Annotated in this window: 14 protein-coding genes; 9 read left to right on the top strand and 5 right to left on the bottom strand. The window is 42.1% G+C overall.

Annotation, left to right across the window (positions count from 1 at the left end; translation table 11 throughout):
- The first annotated feature begins 116 nt into the window (after positions 1-116).
- Both M9R32_RS11060 and M9R32_RS11055 read left to right on the top strand, forming a co-directional pair.
- Positions 117-698, top strand: a complete 582-nt coding sequence (locus tag M9R32_RS11060; protein WP_269926786.1) for a M15 family metallopeptidase — start codon at positions 117-119, stop codon at positions 696-698.
- Positions 699-910: 212 nt separating this feature from the next.
- On the top strand, positions 911-2,263 hold the full coding sequence (locus M9R32_RS11055) for a hypothetical protein (protein ID WP_269926785.1): 1,353 nt from the start codon (positions 911-913) through the stop codon (positions 2,261-2,263).
- A 77-nt stretch (positions 2,264-2,340) separates the two neighbouring features.
- Here the strand turns inward: M9R32_RS11055 and M9R32_RS11050 are convergent, their stop codons facing one another.
- The 4 genes from M9R32_RS11050 to M9R32_RS11035 form a co-directional block, all read right to left on the bottom strand.
- A complete protein-coding gene (locus tag M9R32_RS11050; protein ID WP_269926784.1) occupies positions 2,341-2,703 on the bottom strand; it encodes a VOC family protein in 363 nt (120 codons plus the stop codon).
- Between the two features lie 151 nt (positions 2,704-2,854).
- Complete coding sequence (locus M9R32_RS11045; protein ID WP_269926783.1) at positions 2,855-3,379, bottom strand: GrpB family protein; 525 nt, start codon at positions 3,377-3,379, stop codon at positions 2,855-2,857.
- Positions 3,380-3,412: 33 nt separating this feature from the next.
- A complete protein-coding gene (locus tag M9R32_RS11040; RefSeq protein ID WP_269926782.1) occupies positions 3,413-3,709 on the bottom strand; it encodes an MGMT family protein in 297 nt (98 codons plus the stop codon).
- Positions 3,673-4,554, bottom strand: a complete 882-nt coding sequence (locus M9R32_RS11035) for an alpha/beta fold hydrolase (RefSeq protein WP_269926781.1) — start codon at positions 4,552-4,554, stop codon at positions 3,673-3,675. Before M9R32_RS11035 ends, M9R32_RS11040 begins: the two co-directional genes overlap by 37 nt.
- Positions 4,555-4,663: 109 nt before the next feature.
- Between M9R32_RS11035 and M9R32_RS11030 the strand changes: the two genes are divergently transcribed.
- The 6 genes from M9R32_RS11030 (at position 4,664) to M9R32_RS11005 (ending at position 10,653) form a co-directional block, all read left to right on the top strand.
- Complete coding sequence (locus tag M9R32_RS11030) at positions 4,664-6,316, top strand: M20/M25/M40 family metallo-hydrolase (RefSeq protein ID WP_269926780.1); 1,653 nt, start codon at positions 4,664-4,666, stop codon at positions 6,314-6,316.
- Positions 6,317-6,331: 15 nt separating this feature from the next.
- Complete coding sequence (locus tag M9R32_RS11025) at positions 6,332-6,658, top strand: VOC family protein (protein WP_269926779.1); 327 nt, start codon at positions 6,332-6,334, stop codon at positions 6,656-6,658.
- Positions 6,659-6,743: 85 nt separating this feature from the next.
- Complete coding sequence (locus M9R32_RS11020; protein ID WP_269926778.1) at positions 6,744-7,025, top strand: DUF6509 family protein; 282 nt, start codon at positions 6,744-6,746, stop codon at positions 7,023-7,025.
- A gap of 371 nt (positions 7,026-7,396) precedes the next feature.
- Entirely contained in the window at positions 7,397-7,843 is a 447-nt protein-coding gene (locus M9R32_RS11015; RefSeq protein ID WP_269926777.1) for a CopY/TcrY family copper transport repressor, read from the top strand.
- Positions 7,844-7,869: 26 nt separating this feature from the next.
- Positions 7,870-10,326 carry a heavy metal translocating P-type ATPase gene (locus M9R32_RS11010; protein ID WP_269926776.1) on the top strand — a complete coding sequence of 819 codons (2,457 nt, stop codon included), beginning with the start codon at positions 7,870-7,872 and terminating at the stop codon, positions 10,324-10,326.
- Positions 10,327-10,377: 51 nt separating this feature from the next.
- The gene (locus tag M9R32_RS11005; RefSeq protein ID WP_269926775.1) at positions 10,378-10,653 is read left to right on the top strand and encodes a glutaredoxin family protein; all 276 of its coding nucleotides are present in this window, start codon (positions 10,378-10,380) and stop codon (positions 10,651-10,653) included.
- 848 nt (positions 10,654-11,501) lie between these two features.
- On the opposite strand, the gene M9R32_RS10995 is transcribed toward M9R32_RS11005, so the two are convergent.
- Positions 11,502-12,929 carry a bifunctional metallophosphatase/5'-nucleotidase gene (locus M9R32_RS10995; RefSeq protein WP_269926774.1) on the bottom strand — a complete coding sequence of 476 codons (1,428 nt, stop codon included), beginning with the start codon at positions 12,927-12,929 and terminating at the stop codon, positions 11,502-11,504.
- Positions 12,930-13,161: 232 nt separating this feature from the next.
- On the opposite strand from M9R32_RS10995, the gene M9R32_RS10990 reads away from it, so the two are divergent.
- A complete protein-coding gene (locus M9R32_RS10990; protein WP_269926773.1) occupies positions 13,162-13,530 on the top strand; it encodes a VOC family protein in 369 nt (122 codons plus the stop codon).
- The last annotated feature ends 264 nt before the right edge of the window (positions 13,531-13,794 follow it).

The following is a 13,794-nucleotide window of genomic DNA, read 5'->3' as shown; positions in this document are numbered from 1 at the left end:
CGTTCCTTTGCGGGAGCGACTTTTTTATTCAATTACCCATTGATCAGTTTGAATCATTGAAAGCGCTGGAGAATTTACGTAAGATGAAAAGCAGTGTGGGGAAAGGAGAAGTTCGTATGAAACGATTATGGACCGTATTGAATATTGTATTGTGGCTCGTTATCGGCGGATTCTTCTTTGTTTGGGTCCACAATGAGCTTGAATTTAGAGAAGAACTTCAGGAACGTCCTTTACCTGAAGGCTTACATCCGATTGTGGGAGAAAAGAGCAATCAATTAATTGATAAAGCGGAAGAAATCGGTATATCAATTATCATCACTGATAGCTTCCGGTCCGTTGAATCCCAAGATGTTCTATACGAAAAAGGAAGAACGTACGAAGGTGACATCGTTACATACGCTCGTGGTGGTGAGAGCTACCATAACTATGGACTCGCCATCGACTTCGTCTTGAAAAACAATGACGGTACCATCAGTTACGATCTGCAACGAGATTCGAATGGCAACGGGGAAGCTGATTGGTTTGAAGTGATACGCATTGGAAAGGATCTCGGATTTTTATCAGGAGCTGACTGGCCTGGCTTCAAAGACTACCCCCATTTAGAATATACATTCGACTTATCAATCAGCGACTTACAGAATGGCTGGCGGCCAGAGGATAAACTTCAAGATAAAAAATCTATACCAAATCTAAGGTAATTCATCTTTTATCTACTTAAATAGCCTTACAGAAAAAAATATTTTTAAATGTTTAAGACTGCAAAGGCAGTCTTTTTTTCTGTTTATTGTTTGATTATAAAAGATAATGATAAATAGTTTTTAGGCTGATTCATCTGGATTTATTGTCATTAAAAAGGCGGGATAGTAAAATTATTATTATTAAATACATTTATTAGATTGAAGGTGTGAGGTTGTTAAACTATCCACAAAAAGTAAATGTTTTTTGGAGGAATAACACTAGAGCATGGTATGAATCTAAGGGGTATAAATGGACAAAACAAGGAGAATTATTTGAGGTTGATATATTGGATTTGCATGAAGGTAGCACGCAAGTCGTTACATTTACTTGTGATAGTGTAAATTGTAATAATCAATTTACTCTCCAATGGAGATTTTATAAACAAAGAAAGAAATCAATAAGTCTAAGTTTTTGTTCAAATTGTAAAAGAAGAAGTGGAGAAGACCCACAAGTCATGAGACTAAAAATTGAGAGTGAATTTGATAAATACGGGCATTATTTATTAAATGCGAAAGAATACTCTAATAACAATTCTAGATTGCTATATATTTGCAAAATACACAAAGAAAAAGGGGTTCAGTTTACAACTTGGAGAACATTTAATAGATACAAAAATGCTTGTTTTTTTTGTAAATATGAAAAGATTAGTAAAGCAAATAAAGGAAAAATTTTTAGTAATAATTCTCTGCATAAAAACTCGGATTTCGAGACTGTATACGAAAACTTTAGAAAACTATTTGAGGACAGAGAATATATCCTTTTACCTGATCAAGTTATTAGAAATAAGAAAACAAAACTCAATTATATTTGTCTTAAACATAAGTCCTCAGGAATAAAAAAAATTCGCATAGATCATTTTCTGAATGGGACAGGATGTAGAGAATGTTCAACAGACGCAGTAAGAAAACAATATAATGAAAATGATTTAATTGAAATTTTTAATGAAGCGAATGCTAAATTAGTAACGAATGAACCTTATAAGGAATTAAAGCAGAGTTTTAAATATATATGCAATATACATCCTGAAATCGGAGTGCAACATGTAAGATTAGATCATTTAATTGATCGAAATCGTATCCCATGCAAGGCTTGCTTAAAAGAAATAAAATCTGCTGTAAGGGGAGAACTTCATCCGGGGTGGAAAGGCGGAATCACTAAAATATCTGCACATTTCAGAAATGAAATAGAATCTTGGAAAAGAGAAAGTATAATAAATGGTAATAATAAATGTATCTTAACTGGTGGAAATAATATAGTTGTTCATCATTTATATCCTTTTCACAAAATTCTATATGAGGCTCTAGAGATTAATAGTTTAGAAATTAGAGGACAGGTAGGTATGTATTCTAAGAATGAACTTACAAAAATAACTAATGCGCTTATTAGATTGCATAATATATATGGACTTGGTGTTTGCTTAGATAAAGAAATACATGTTTTGTTCCATCGAATATATGGATTTGAAACAAACAGTAAAGATTTTGATGATTTTATGCAAAGGTTCAATAAAGGGGAATTTAATTAATTATAAATGGACCATTTAGGGCTGCGGAAGCAGCCCTTTTCTTATGGAATGCGGAGAGGGTTCAATAAATTCTAAAACTATATATCAAATTGCAGATATTCTAAGACATTCCCGAATGGATCCCGGAAGCTAATAAATCTTCCTGGAGGGCATTGTGTTGGCTCATCAACAATGAAATCAACTTTATGTTCTTTTAAAACGTTAACTGTATGGTTAATGTCTTCAGTCTTTAAAGCTAAAACCACTCCTGAAGGATTGCTATTTGCATTGAATGATGATTTTTCCGATTCCTCTAAAACGATTGGTAATTCTCCGTGAAGGAGAGTTACAATTTTGGGTCCATATTGTTTATTTACTTCAAAACCTAAGACTGTAGTATAAAAATCAATTGCCTTCTGAATATCAGGTACATAAATTCCAATCACACAAACTTGGGTCATATTTTATCCTCCTTTAATCTCTATTAACATACAAATTCCTTTAATACTTCGACGGCCTTCAAATATTTCCTTCTTCTGCCAATTAGAATAGAAAAAAGAGTTGAAATCAATATGGATTTCAACTCTTTTTTGGCAGCATTTTAAGACATTATTAAGATGAATTTTTCTCCTTATCCTCAAACCACTGCAGTGCGTTCTGTTCCATTTCAGTTACAAATTCTTTTTTTGCTGCACTATATTCACGAGTGTTCTCATACTGATTAGCCAGCTCTTCTTTAAAGCGACTATATTTCGTTGCTTCTTCTGGATGCGTACGCAAGTAGTCGCGGAAAATTAGGTGGCGCGCTATTTGTGGGTTATCGTGTTGATAGATATGAATGTGATGTGTTCTGTTTTCCCCACCTTTTCGGAAGAATCTTCTTCCTTCAATGCCGTATTCTCCAACCACGTCGTATCCGAGTGATTCCATTTGCTCGTTAAAGAAATCGATTTTTTGGATGTCTTTTACGATTCCCATCATATCAATGACGGGTTTTGCTTTTAAACCATGAACTGATGTACTGCCGAAATGTTCAAATCGAATGATTTCATCTCCAAAAATTCCACTTAAAATATGAACCTCTTTTTGAAACATAAGTGCCCATTCTTCACTGAAGCTAGTCAGCCGAACTTTCATTTCATTTCCCCCAGCCTAAAATATGTTTAACGTTTACTCAAATACACTCAAGTCCACTCGTCCATCACTTAAGAACTCAACGTCTTCTCCCTGTAGCAACATGCGCTGCAACTCTTTTAATTCTTCATCGGGCACGGCTATTTCCCCGCGTGCATTGACGACACGATGCCAAGGCAAGCCGTGTTTTTCACTCATCGTATGTAAAATTCGTACCACTTGTCTTGCTGCACGTGGACTCCCCGCCATACGTGCGACTTGTCCATAAGTAACGACGTAACCTTCAGGTATTTCCTTTAATATCCGAACGACTTCTGCTGTGAATGGTTGCATGAAGTTGTTACCTCCTTGAAAAAAGCGTCTAGTTCATATTGGAATTGATCCTGCTCTTCCAGGAAGGGATAATGATTGCTGGCATGAAACTGTATGAACTTACTTCCACTCATCAATTCATGAATTTCTTTTGAAAACTCGATAGGACATTGAACGTCATGAGTTCCGCAAGCAATCCATACCGGACAAGTGATTTTGTCCAATCTTCTTGTCACGTCATAGATTGCATACTCTCTGGCAAACATATTCATGCGATCAGTAGACATCGATTTTTTCGGTGTATTGGCAAAATAATCATCATATTGTTCAGGTAGATGTAGAGATAATTTTGCTCGTTCTTTTGAAAGCATTAATCGTTTATCCTTTGCCAATCCTGAATCTTTCAACTGCTCTATCAAATCTTGCATGTACTGGAACTGAGGGTGAGCGGGATTGTAAATACACGACTTTGCTTCGCCGTAATAACGTCCTGCTGTACCTACTAAAAGAAGTGCATTTAACCGTTCCGTAAAATGAATGCCGTATAACAAACCAATCATTCCGCCAGTTGAATGCCCAGCAAATGTCCACTTTTCAAAGCCTAATTTTTTTCGAATGGACTCTAAATCCATCACAGCATCTATCATGCTCAATTCTACATCTGAAGAAGCAACGACTGATGAGCCGGCTCCTCGTAAATTTACTAAATACACTTGATGACTCTCTACAAAGCTTTCTGCAAATAAGTCACCTTCAGAAGTAAACACCGAATAATGATGTGTGACAAAAAGAGGGGCTCCAGAACCTTTTGTAAAAACCTCGAAAATCCCTTTTTCAGTTTCAATCAATTGCTGTTTCCATGACATTTCTCGCTCACCCCTAACTACTTTCATTGTAATCAAACCGCGTTCATCATGTCGACTGAATATGGTATATTACGGGTATCTAAGTATTTAATGTAAAGGAGTGTCCCATATGTTTGATTGTCGTGAAGAAGTACTGGCGTTAACAAAACAGTTGGTTCGAATAGAAAGTATCGTGAATGAGGGCGGGGAGAAGGTTCTATCCCAAGCGTTACATACATTAATTTCGTCATATCCTTATTTTCAGCAGCAAGTGGATCATGTCATCTACCAGCAGACGGAAAACGATGACCAGGAGCGCTACAATGTCATTGCTTTTGTGAAAGGGACAAAGAATCCTTCGAATAAAACCGTTCTGTTGATGGGCCATATCGATACAGTAGGCATTGATGATTTTAATTTAAAAGAACTGGCATTGGACCCAGATGCTTTGGCGGAAGCCTTGCATCATGAAGACTTAACAGAAGAAGTGCGAAGCCATCTCGAATCAGGAGAGTTTGAGTTTGGAAGAGGCATGCTGGACATGAAATCAGGCGTGGCAAGCCATCTTTACTTGTTGAAGTATTATTCGGAACACCCTGAGGAGCTTGAAGGGAATTTAATGGTGGTATTTGAATGTGATGAAGAAGATGGGTCACATGGCATTATCTCTGCCTTGAGTGAATTAAAACGTCTTCGTGAGGTCCATGGATTTGATTATGTAGCAGCAATCAATGCGGATTTTGTATCACCTCGCTACACAGGGGATCCGAATCGTTACATTTACAAAGGAACGGTCGGAAAGTTATTGCCATCGTTCTTCATAACAGGTTCGGAAACGCATGTAGGCTCTTGTTTTGAAGGCATCGATCCCAATTTCATTGCTGCGCATTTAACAAGACAAATCAGTTACAATCCAGCGCTTTGCAATGAAGCTTTCGGGGAAATAACCGTGCCTCCGGTTTCATTGAAACAGATGGATTTGAAACCCACGTACACGGTGCAAACAGCACTCTCTGCGTATGTGTACTTCAATTTCTTTATTCACTCGTGGTCACCGAAAGAAGTGCTCGATCGCTTGAAAGTAGAAGCGGAAACGGCATTCACCACCGCATTAACGGAGTTCAAAGAAAACTATTTGGCGTTCAGTAAAGTAAGCGGGGAACCGATGAATGACATCCATTGGGAACCACGTGTGATGACATATGAGGACATGCATTCCTTATTGCAAAAAGAGTATGGAGAAGTATACGAGACACATATGAATGCGTTTAATGAACAATTATTGCAGCAAACGGAACTGGATACCCGCATGTTCGCAGCCCGTGTCGTCGAAGAAGCATGGAAATGGATGCCAGATAAAAATCCGGCTATCATTATGTTCTACTCATCCCTTTATTCACCTCGAATCGAAGTGACTGGTAAAAATGACAAAGAACAGAACTTGCTTGATGCGCTGGAAGTGGCGGTCGAAACTGTACAACCTGAGTATCCGCATCCAATCGTGACAAAAAACTTCTTCCCGTACATTTCAGACATGAGTTTTGTGGCATTGAGTGATGATGCTGCAGGAATTTCGGCTGTTTCATCGAATAACCCAGGATGGGGAACGAAACATTTTGTGGATTACGAAGCCGTTCGGGCCATCAACGTGCCAGTCATTAACATCGGACCTTACGGATATGACGCACACAAACAATACGAACGAATGGAAAAGAGCTTTTCACTGAACATCGTGCCAAACTTAACGAATGAAGTGATCCAACAATTAATCGGTGGTAAATGAACAGGAGGCGCTAGGATGAATTACAGAATGTCGAAGAACATCGGGTTCCAAGTGAATGACGTAGAAAAAGCGAAACACTTTTACGAAAATGTTTTAGGTTTAAAAGAGCCTGAAAAAAGTGAAGTGGAGGAATTAGAATTCCAAACGAATCACAACTCCATCTTCCTAATGCAAGGAAACGAAAATCTGGGTCCAATCATGGAATTCGTTGTAAAAGATTTGAATGAAGCAAAGCAACACTTAATGGAAAATGGCTGTGAAATTGTTCGCTGGGAAGGAAAAGGACGAGATTGTTATGTCCGCGATCCATTCGGAATGGTCTTTAATGTATGGGAAGAATAGGAAAGAGCACCGATAGAGTTGTTTAGTGGCTACAGGTCAGTATACAATGAATGGAGTTCAAAGAACTGACAAAGGAGAATGCCACATGGAAATTACAAATCACATGGTTGAAAAAATGAACGACCCTACGGGCATTATTGTTGGAGATCGTTTTGAGTTTCTGCTTGCCGTTGAAGTTGATGAAGATGATGAGTTATATACAGAAGGCGGATTGGAATTGCGTGTTATTCTAGCCGTAGAAGAAGATACACATCGCATCGTGCAGTACCATTTTACCGATAAAGCTTCGAATGAAGTTTTGGATTTTGCATTAGAAGATGATGAAGAGGCAGAAATTCTCGCGTATTGCAAAAATACATTAGCATAAAATAAAACCCTTTTTCAAAGCTTTGGTCTTATCAGAAGATAAGATGAGCGATGAAAGAGGGTTTTTTTACTGTCATTAAGATTATCGATAACGTAGTAAAGAGATTGTTGATAAAAGTGGAGTGAATTGAATTGTATTTGGCAATTAAAAAAATGTAGTTAACGGCAGTATCTTTTAAGAATGTAAATTCTAAATTAGTGTATAAAAAATGCATAATTGGGCTTTTTTATTTAATCCCGTTATTGTGTTAAAGCACTCGTTAAAACGTTAGGGTGGCTAGTTGATGCAGGCGGATGGTTTGACTTAAACCGATTACAGTTGTAAACTAAAAACAATCGATTACAAATGTAAACGAAATGGAGGGAAATGAAATGGCGATTAAAGAGAAAGTGGAAATGACCACATCGGAGCGTGAAATCATGCGCGTCGTTTGGACGCTCGGAAATGCGACGAGCAAAGATATCGTCGATATGCTGGAGGCTAAAAAGGAATGGAAGCCGGCGACGGCCAAGACGTTTATCGGGAGGCTAGTGAAGAAAGGCTTTCTGCTCGCGGAATCGGAAGGCAATAAATATATTTATTCAGCTGCAATCAGCGAAGAGGACAGCGTGAGAACGGCAGCGCATCGGCTTTTTGAGCAGATTTGTCACAAGCAGGCGGGCAAGACGATTGCCGACATGCTGGCGGATGCCCCGTTGAGCCATAGGGATATTGAATTGATTCAACAAGTATTAGACGGCAAAAAGAAACACGCGGTCGATGAAGTGGCATGCAATTGCGTTCCGGGCCAGTGCAAGTGCAAGTGCAGTACGCACTGATCATAAATAAAAAGAGGTGAAACACAATGGAGAAATTACTGACAATCGAAGGGATGACATGCGCATCGTGCGCACAGTCTATCGAGAAATCCGCCGGGAAATTAACCGGTGTGGAAGAAGCGAGCGTCAATCTCGCGACCGAGAAACTGAAAGTCCGCTTTGATGAACAATTGGTTTCAATAGAAGACATCTATAGCGCGGTGGAACAAGCCGGCTATAAAGCGCTCGCCGAGACCGAAACGAAAACCTTCACAATTGAAGGGATGACCTGTGCATCCTGTGTGCAATCAGTCGAGAAAGCGACGAGAAAGCTGGCCGGAGTCGCTGAATCGAACGTCAATATGGCTACCGAGAAAATGGTCATTCGCTATGAACCACAGCAAGTCACGGTAAAAGAAATCAAAGCCGCGGTAGCGGATGCCGGCTACGCAGCGGTCGATGATGTGGACGGCGAGTCAACTGCCGACCAGGAACGTGAGAAAAAACAGCAGCATATCCACTCGATGTGGCGGCGCTTCTGGATGTCAGGAGCTTTAACGATTCCGCTGCTGTTGATTTCGATGGGACATATGATCGGCATGCCACTGCCCGCAGTGATCGACCCGATGCTGAATCCAGTGAATTTTGTGCTGGTGCAGCTGGGTCTGGCGGCGCCAGTGATGATTCTCGGCAAGAGCTTCTTCACGGTCGGCTTCAAGACATTGTCCAAAGGCCATCCGAATATGGATTCGCTGATTGCGCTTGGGACCAGTGCGGCATTCATGTATAGTGTTATCGCGACCGTTTTCGTCCTGATGGGCAATACGGGATATACGATGAACCTGTATTACGAATCTTCAGCGGTCATTTTGACTTTGATTACCTTAGGGAAATATTTTGAAGCTTTATCGAAAGGAAAAACATCTGAAGCGATAAAAAAATTGATGGGTATGGCACCGAAGACGGCGATTGTCGTCCGGGACGGCGTGGAAATGGAGATTTCTGTCGACGCTGTGGAAACGGGCGATATCGTCATCGTCAAGCCTGGCGAGAAATTGCCGGTCGACGGTATGGTTGTGGAAGGTGCGACAGCAATCGATGAATCGATGCTGACCGGTGAAAGCATGCCTGTCGAAAAAGCTACCGGCGACCGCGTCATCGGGGCGAGCATCAACAAAAACGGCGCGATCCGCTACGAAGCGACCAAGGTCGGCAAAGACACCGCCTTGGCGCAAATCATCAAATTAGTAGAAGACGCGCAAGGATCGAAAGCGCCGATCGCCAAAATGGCAGACATCATCTCGGGCTATTTCGTGCCGATCGTCATCGCGATCTCCATCCTTTCCGGCTTGGCCTGGTATATGGGCGGGCAGACAGGCTTATTCGCCTTCACGATTGCGATTTCCGTCCTGGTCATCGCTTGCCCATGTGCGCTTGGGCTTGCGACACCGACTGCCATCATGGTCGGCACCGGCAAAGGCGCGGAACATGGCGTCTTGATCAAAAGCGGCGGCGCACTTGAGACGACACACGACATCGATACGATTGTTTTCGATAAAACTGGGACGATCACCGAAGGAAAACTGACCGTGACCGATGTGCTGATTTCAAAAGACGGTTTGTCTGAAGAAGAATTATTAAGCCTTGCTGCATCGGCTGAAAAAGGCTCGGAACATCCGCTTGGCGAAGCGATTGTCAAAAGCGCGGAGCAGCAACAGCTGAAGTTGAAACCTGTGGAGCGCTTCAAAGCGATACCGGGCCACGGCATCGAAGTGTTAATCGACGGCAAAGAAATCCGGCTCGGCAACCGTAAACTGATGGATGATTACGGGATTGTGCTGGGCAATTTTGCAGAAGCGTCCGACCGCATCGCGAATCAAGGGAAGACGCCGATGTTTGTTTCAGTGGATGGCGAGTTTGCCGGAATCATCGCGGTGTCCGATACCGTGAAGCCATCGAGCGTCCATGCCATCCGCAAGCTCCAAGACATGGGCATCAAAGTGGTCATGCTGACGGGCGACAATAAATTGACCGCCGCAGCTATCGCCAAGCAAGTGGGCATCGATGAAGTGTTGAGCGAAGTGCTGCCGGAAGAAAAAGCGAACGAAGTGAAGAAATTGCAGTCGCAAGGCAATAAAGTGGCGATGGCGGGAGACGGCATCAACGACGCCCCGGCGCTCGCCCAAGCCGATATCGGTATCGCAATCGGCTCAGGAACGGATGTCGCCATGGAATCCGCGGACATCGTCTTGATGCGCAGCGATCTGATGGACGTGCCGACTGCAATTCAATTGAGTAAATCGACCATCAAGAACATCAAACAGAACCTATTCTGGGCATTCGCCTATAACGTACTCGGCATCCCGATTGCGATGGGCCTCCTTTATCTATTCGGCGGCCCGTTGTTGAACCCGATGATCGCGGCTGCGGCGATGAGCTTCAGTTCTGTCTCGGTGCTGCTCAACGCCTTACGCTTGAAAAACTTCAAGCCCGCAACGGTTTAATGGACGTACTTTGTGGAAAAAGCTAAATATATAGAAGGAGTGTGAAGAACGATGGACGCTAAAATGGAACTGGTCCTCTATACGCGCCCGACTTGTTCAGATTGCCAGGATGCCAAAGCATATCTTGCAGAGAAGGACCTTCCGTACGAACACAAAGACGTCGGTGCAGACCCGTCACTTGAAGAGGACATGAAGAAAATATCCGGTGCCAAGATCGTGCCGGTGTTCGCTTTCTATAAAAAGGGCTTGTTCGGCAAGAAGCTGACGCATCATTTCATCGGCTTTGAACGGAATAAAGGTGAAATTCTGAACCTGTTGCACGGATAATAAGGAAATGCCCCTCCAATTGATGGAGGGGCATTTTTTGTACGGAAACCCACTTACTATATTAAAAGGTTGCCGGTAAGAAACTCATAAATACCTCAAAGGGCGTATTGTAGAAATTTTCGGGGTGCCTGATTGAATAACAGGAGATAGTCCATGATCATTTTGGATAGGTTCGATGAATACAGCGGTTAATGCTCTCATTGGCTCCGAGCTGGCCCCGCACTCCCGGAATTCGAGAAGTAAAAATGAACTTCGAGTCCTTTCGACTTCTCGCCATAGATGAAATTCCTTGTCCTGGTCAGCGGTAATGGACTTCAGCATTATTTTTTTGGCAGACTCTTCAACACATGGATGATTGCCTGCGCGGTTGGACTGGCTGTTTTCGCACCTAGCTTGAACTGACTGGTTCGTTCATTTAACTTCAGAATTTGGCTTTTATGCGACTTGCCGATGACTGTATCGGCTTCCCAGTATCCCAATTGGTTTCGAGTCGAGGCATTTTGTTCCGGGTCTCCACTTTATTGTTCTCAGTTTTCTTCCTTTGCGGGTCAACAGCTTTTGGGATAGCTTTAACAGGCCGAGTGCAGCGTAGCGGCAAGCAGGGGGGATGTGGATGTACTATGGGGGAGACATTATTGATCTTGCGTTAATAATTATTATTTGTTACCAGTGGTATAAAGCAACAGCTCCACGCTCTGTTATACCAACAAATGAACTTAACTAGATTTCTCTGATTCATTATTTCGCTACACATATGAAGAAGTCAGGAATTTCATTAAGCTGGACCCTCAAAAGGAGTCGAATAAACGACTCCCTTTGAGGGTCCATGTAGTTTAAAATAGTTCGTTCTATACGCTAACTATATCTGCACTTTTCTTTGATTTATAAGGACCATTTTCTTGCAGGAACGATTGAATGACATCGATTGCGTGAATATTTCGATACTGCTTCTTGTCCTCATGTTTTTTAAAGGACTGGCTTCCCCCGGCCGCGACCCGGTATGTTTTCTCTGGCTGGATGGGCTCGCCTGCAATTTGGAGAGTCTGGATGCGATGACTTTTCGGATTATAGGGTTTGAATGTCATTTTCACACCGCTCGAACGGAGAACATATCCGCCTTTTTGTTCGAAAGGATCCGATGAATACACTTGCTCCAAATTATGCTCTAAAGCATTCCATAATTCTTCCCCCGTCAATTCCAGTAGGAACAATTCAGGATTGGTCGGAATGATCGTATGCAGATCGAAAAGCGTCACAGGGCCAGGCACGATGGGATGTCCGTACCGCCAGCCATGGGAAAAGGCGGCGTCGCTTTCAAAGGCTGACAAATACGCATCCGTGATCAGTTTGTCCATCGGCGCTTCCTCCAAGGTCATCCGGTGAAGCAATGTCTGGGTTTCTCCAACCACAGCAAGCCTCTCCTTTTCATAAGCGGACAATAATTCATCGACTAGCGCCTTGATTTCTTCATCTTCTTCGAATTGTTCCCCCATCACAATCAGGTCATACCGGATATCCGTGATGGCGCCGTTTTCAAATTCCACATCGAGGCGCCCTAAAAAAGAACTGCTGGAACCGGCCTGGACAATATAAGTGCCGTTTTGGACGATCGGCTTTTGCACGCGGTCATGGCTATGCCCCGAAAGGACGATATCGATGCCGTCCACTAAAGAAACCAGCTTGGCATCGAGCGGAAGGCCCATATGGCTTAACAGCACAATGACATCGGCTTGACCTTCCAGCGCTTTGACGGACTCCCTGACTTCTTCCACCCCTTTTGTAAAATTCAATCCCTCTGAAAAATCTGGTGGCATTGTGATGTCGACATAAGGATAGGTCACCCCGATGACGCCGACTGTGATTCCGTTCAACTTTTTGAGCGCATAGGGCTTGAAGAAGTTTTCGCCGGTCTCTCCATCATACACATTGCAGGCGAGCCCCGAAAACCCGAGCTTTTCTGTCAACTCACACAGCCTTTTTTTGCCGTACGCGTAATCCCAGTTTCCGGGTACGAAACCATCGAGTTCCATCTTTTGGAGAATGGGCACAATGGCGTCTCCTTTACTCGCCACAAGCGGCAATGTCCCGTGGAACAAATCCCCGCCATCGAAGAACAGCACATTTTCCTTTTCATTTTTAAGCTTCTTCACATACTGGCGGATTCTCGAAAATCCACCAGCCTTTTCCAAAAAAGGTCCCTCCGTTCCCCAAAAAAGTTCATTATGCGCTTCAACGCATCCGTGGGTATCGTTTTGCTGAATCAAAGTGAATTGCATCGTTCTCCCTCTTTTCCGAATTTTTAGAAACTACCTTTACTGTAAAGGAAGATGGCCATTTCTACGAATGTTTTTAACTTACCCGGGAAATCACGAAGATATCGATCAAATCTTCATATTCCGCACGTAAGCTTGATACGTAACAGTGCAATAAAAATATTCAATAAAATAAAGGTTCTTATATAAGATTAGAGAAAAAAACAAGTAGTTAATTTTCTAAGGGAGGTACAAAATGAGTAATTCTCTATTTAATGGTATCCACTATTTTAGAATTCCTGTAGTCGATCTCAGGGAATCAGTGTCATGGTATTCAGACTGTCTGAAGTTCAAATTAAGATTTAAGAGGGATGGTTTAGCTGTTTATGAGCTTGAAACTGGCCCATTATTAGTATTAGTAGAAGCCGATAAGAACTCTCGAGGTCACTTTCTAAAAGGTGGTCAAGCAGAGTTTTCTGTTGGTTTCACAACTACAAATATTAATGAACTCTACGAATATTTAGTGAGTCAAGATGTAAAAGTAGAATCCATTCAAGAAGATGAAGGTCACCAATTTTTTCACTTTTATGACCCGAATGGAAACAAACTTCAAGTACATAACTAATATTGTTAATTAATAAATTTGGTTTTTCATTTTGGCTGCTCATCTTAGAGCAGCTATTTTTAAGGTACATAATTTATTTCATGTCATTGGACAAAGGAACTTAAAAACTCCCCTTCTATTAATGAACTAACCTGCTGCGTTCGTATTATAAGGTCAGCCAGATATTTCTGGTTGACCATTTTTTATATAGTTTTATTATATCAGTAGCCAGGGTAGAACGTATCTGCCCGTGGGGCTAGACCCCGTCAACTAAACCGTTCGCCC

This window comes from Paenisporosarcina quisquiliarum (assembly GCF_027563315.1).
Taxonomy (GTDB): Bacteria; Bacillota; Bacilli; order Bacillales_A; family Planococcaceae; genus Paenisporosarcina; species Paenisporosarcina quisquiliarum.
The sequence above is the reverse complement of the archived record's forward strand: the minus strand, read 5'-3'. Positions and strand labels throughout refer to the sequence as shown.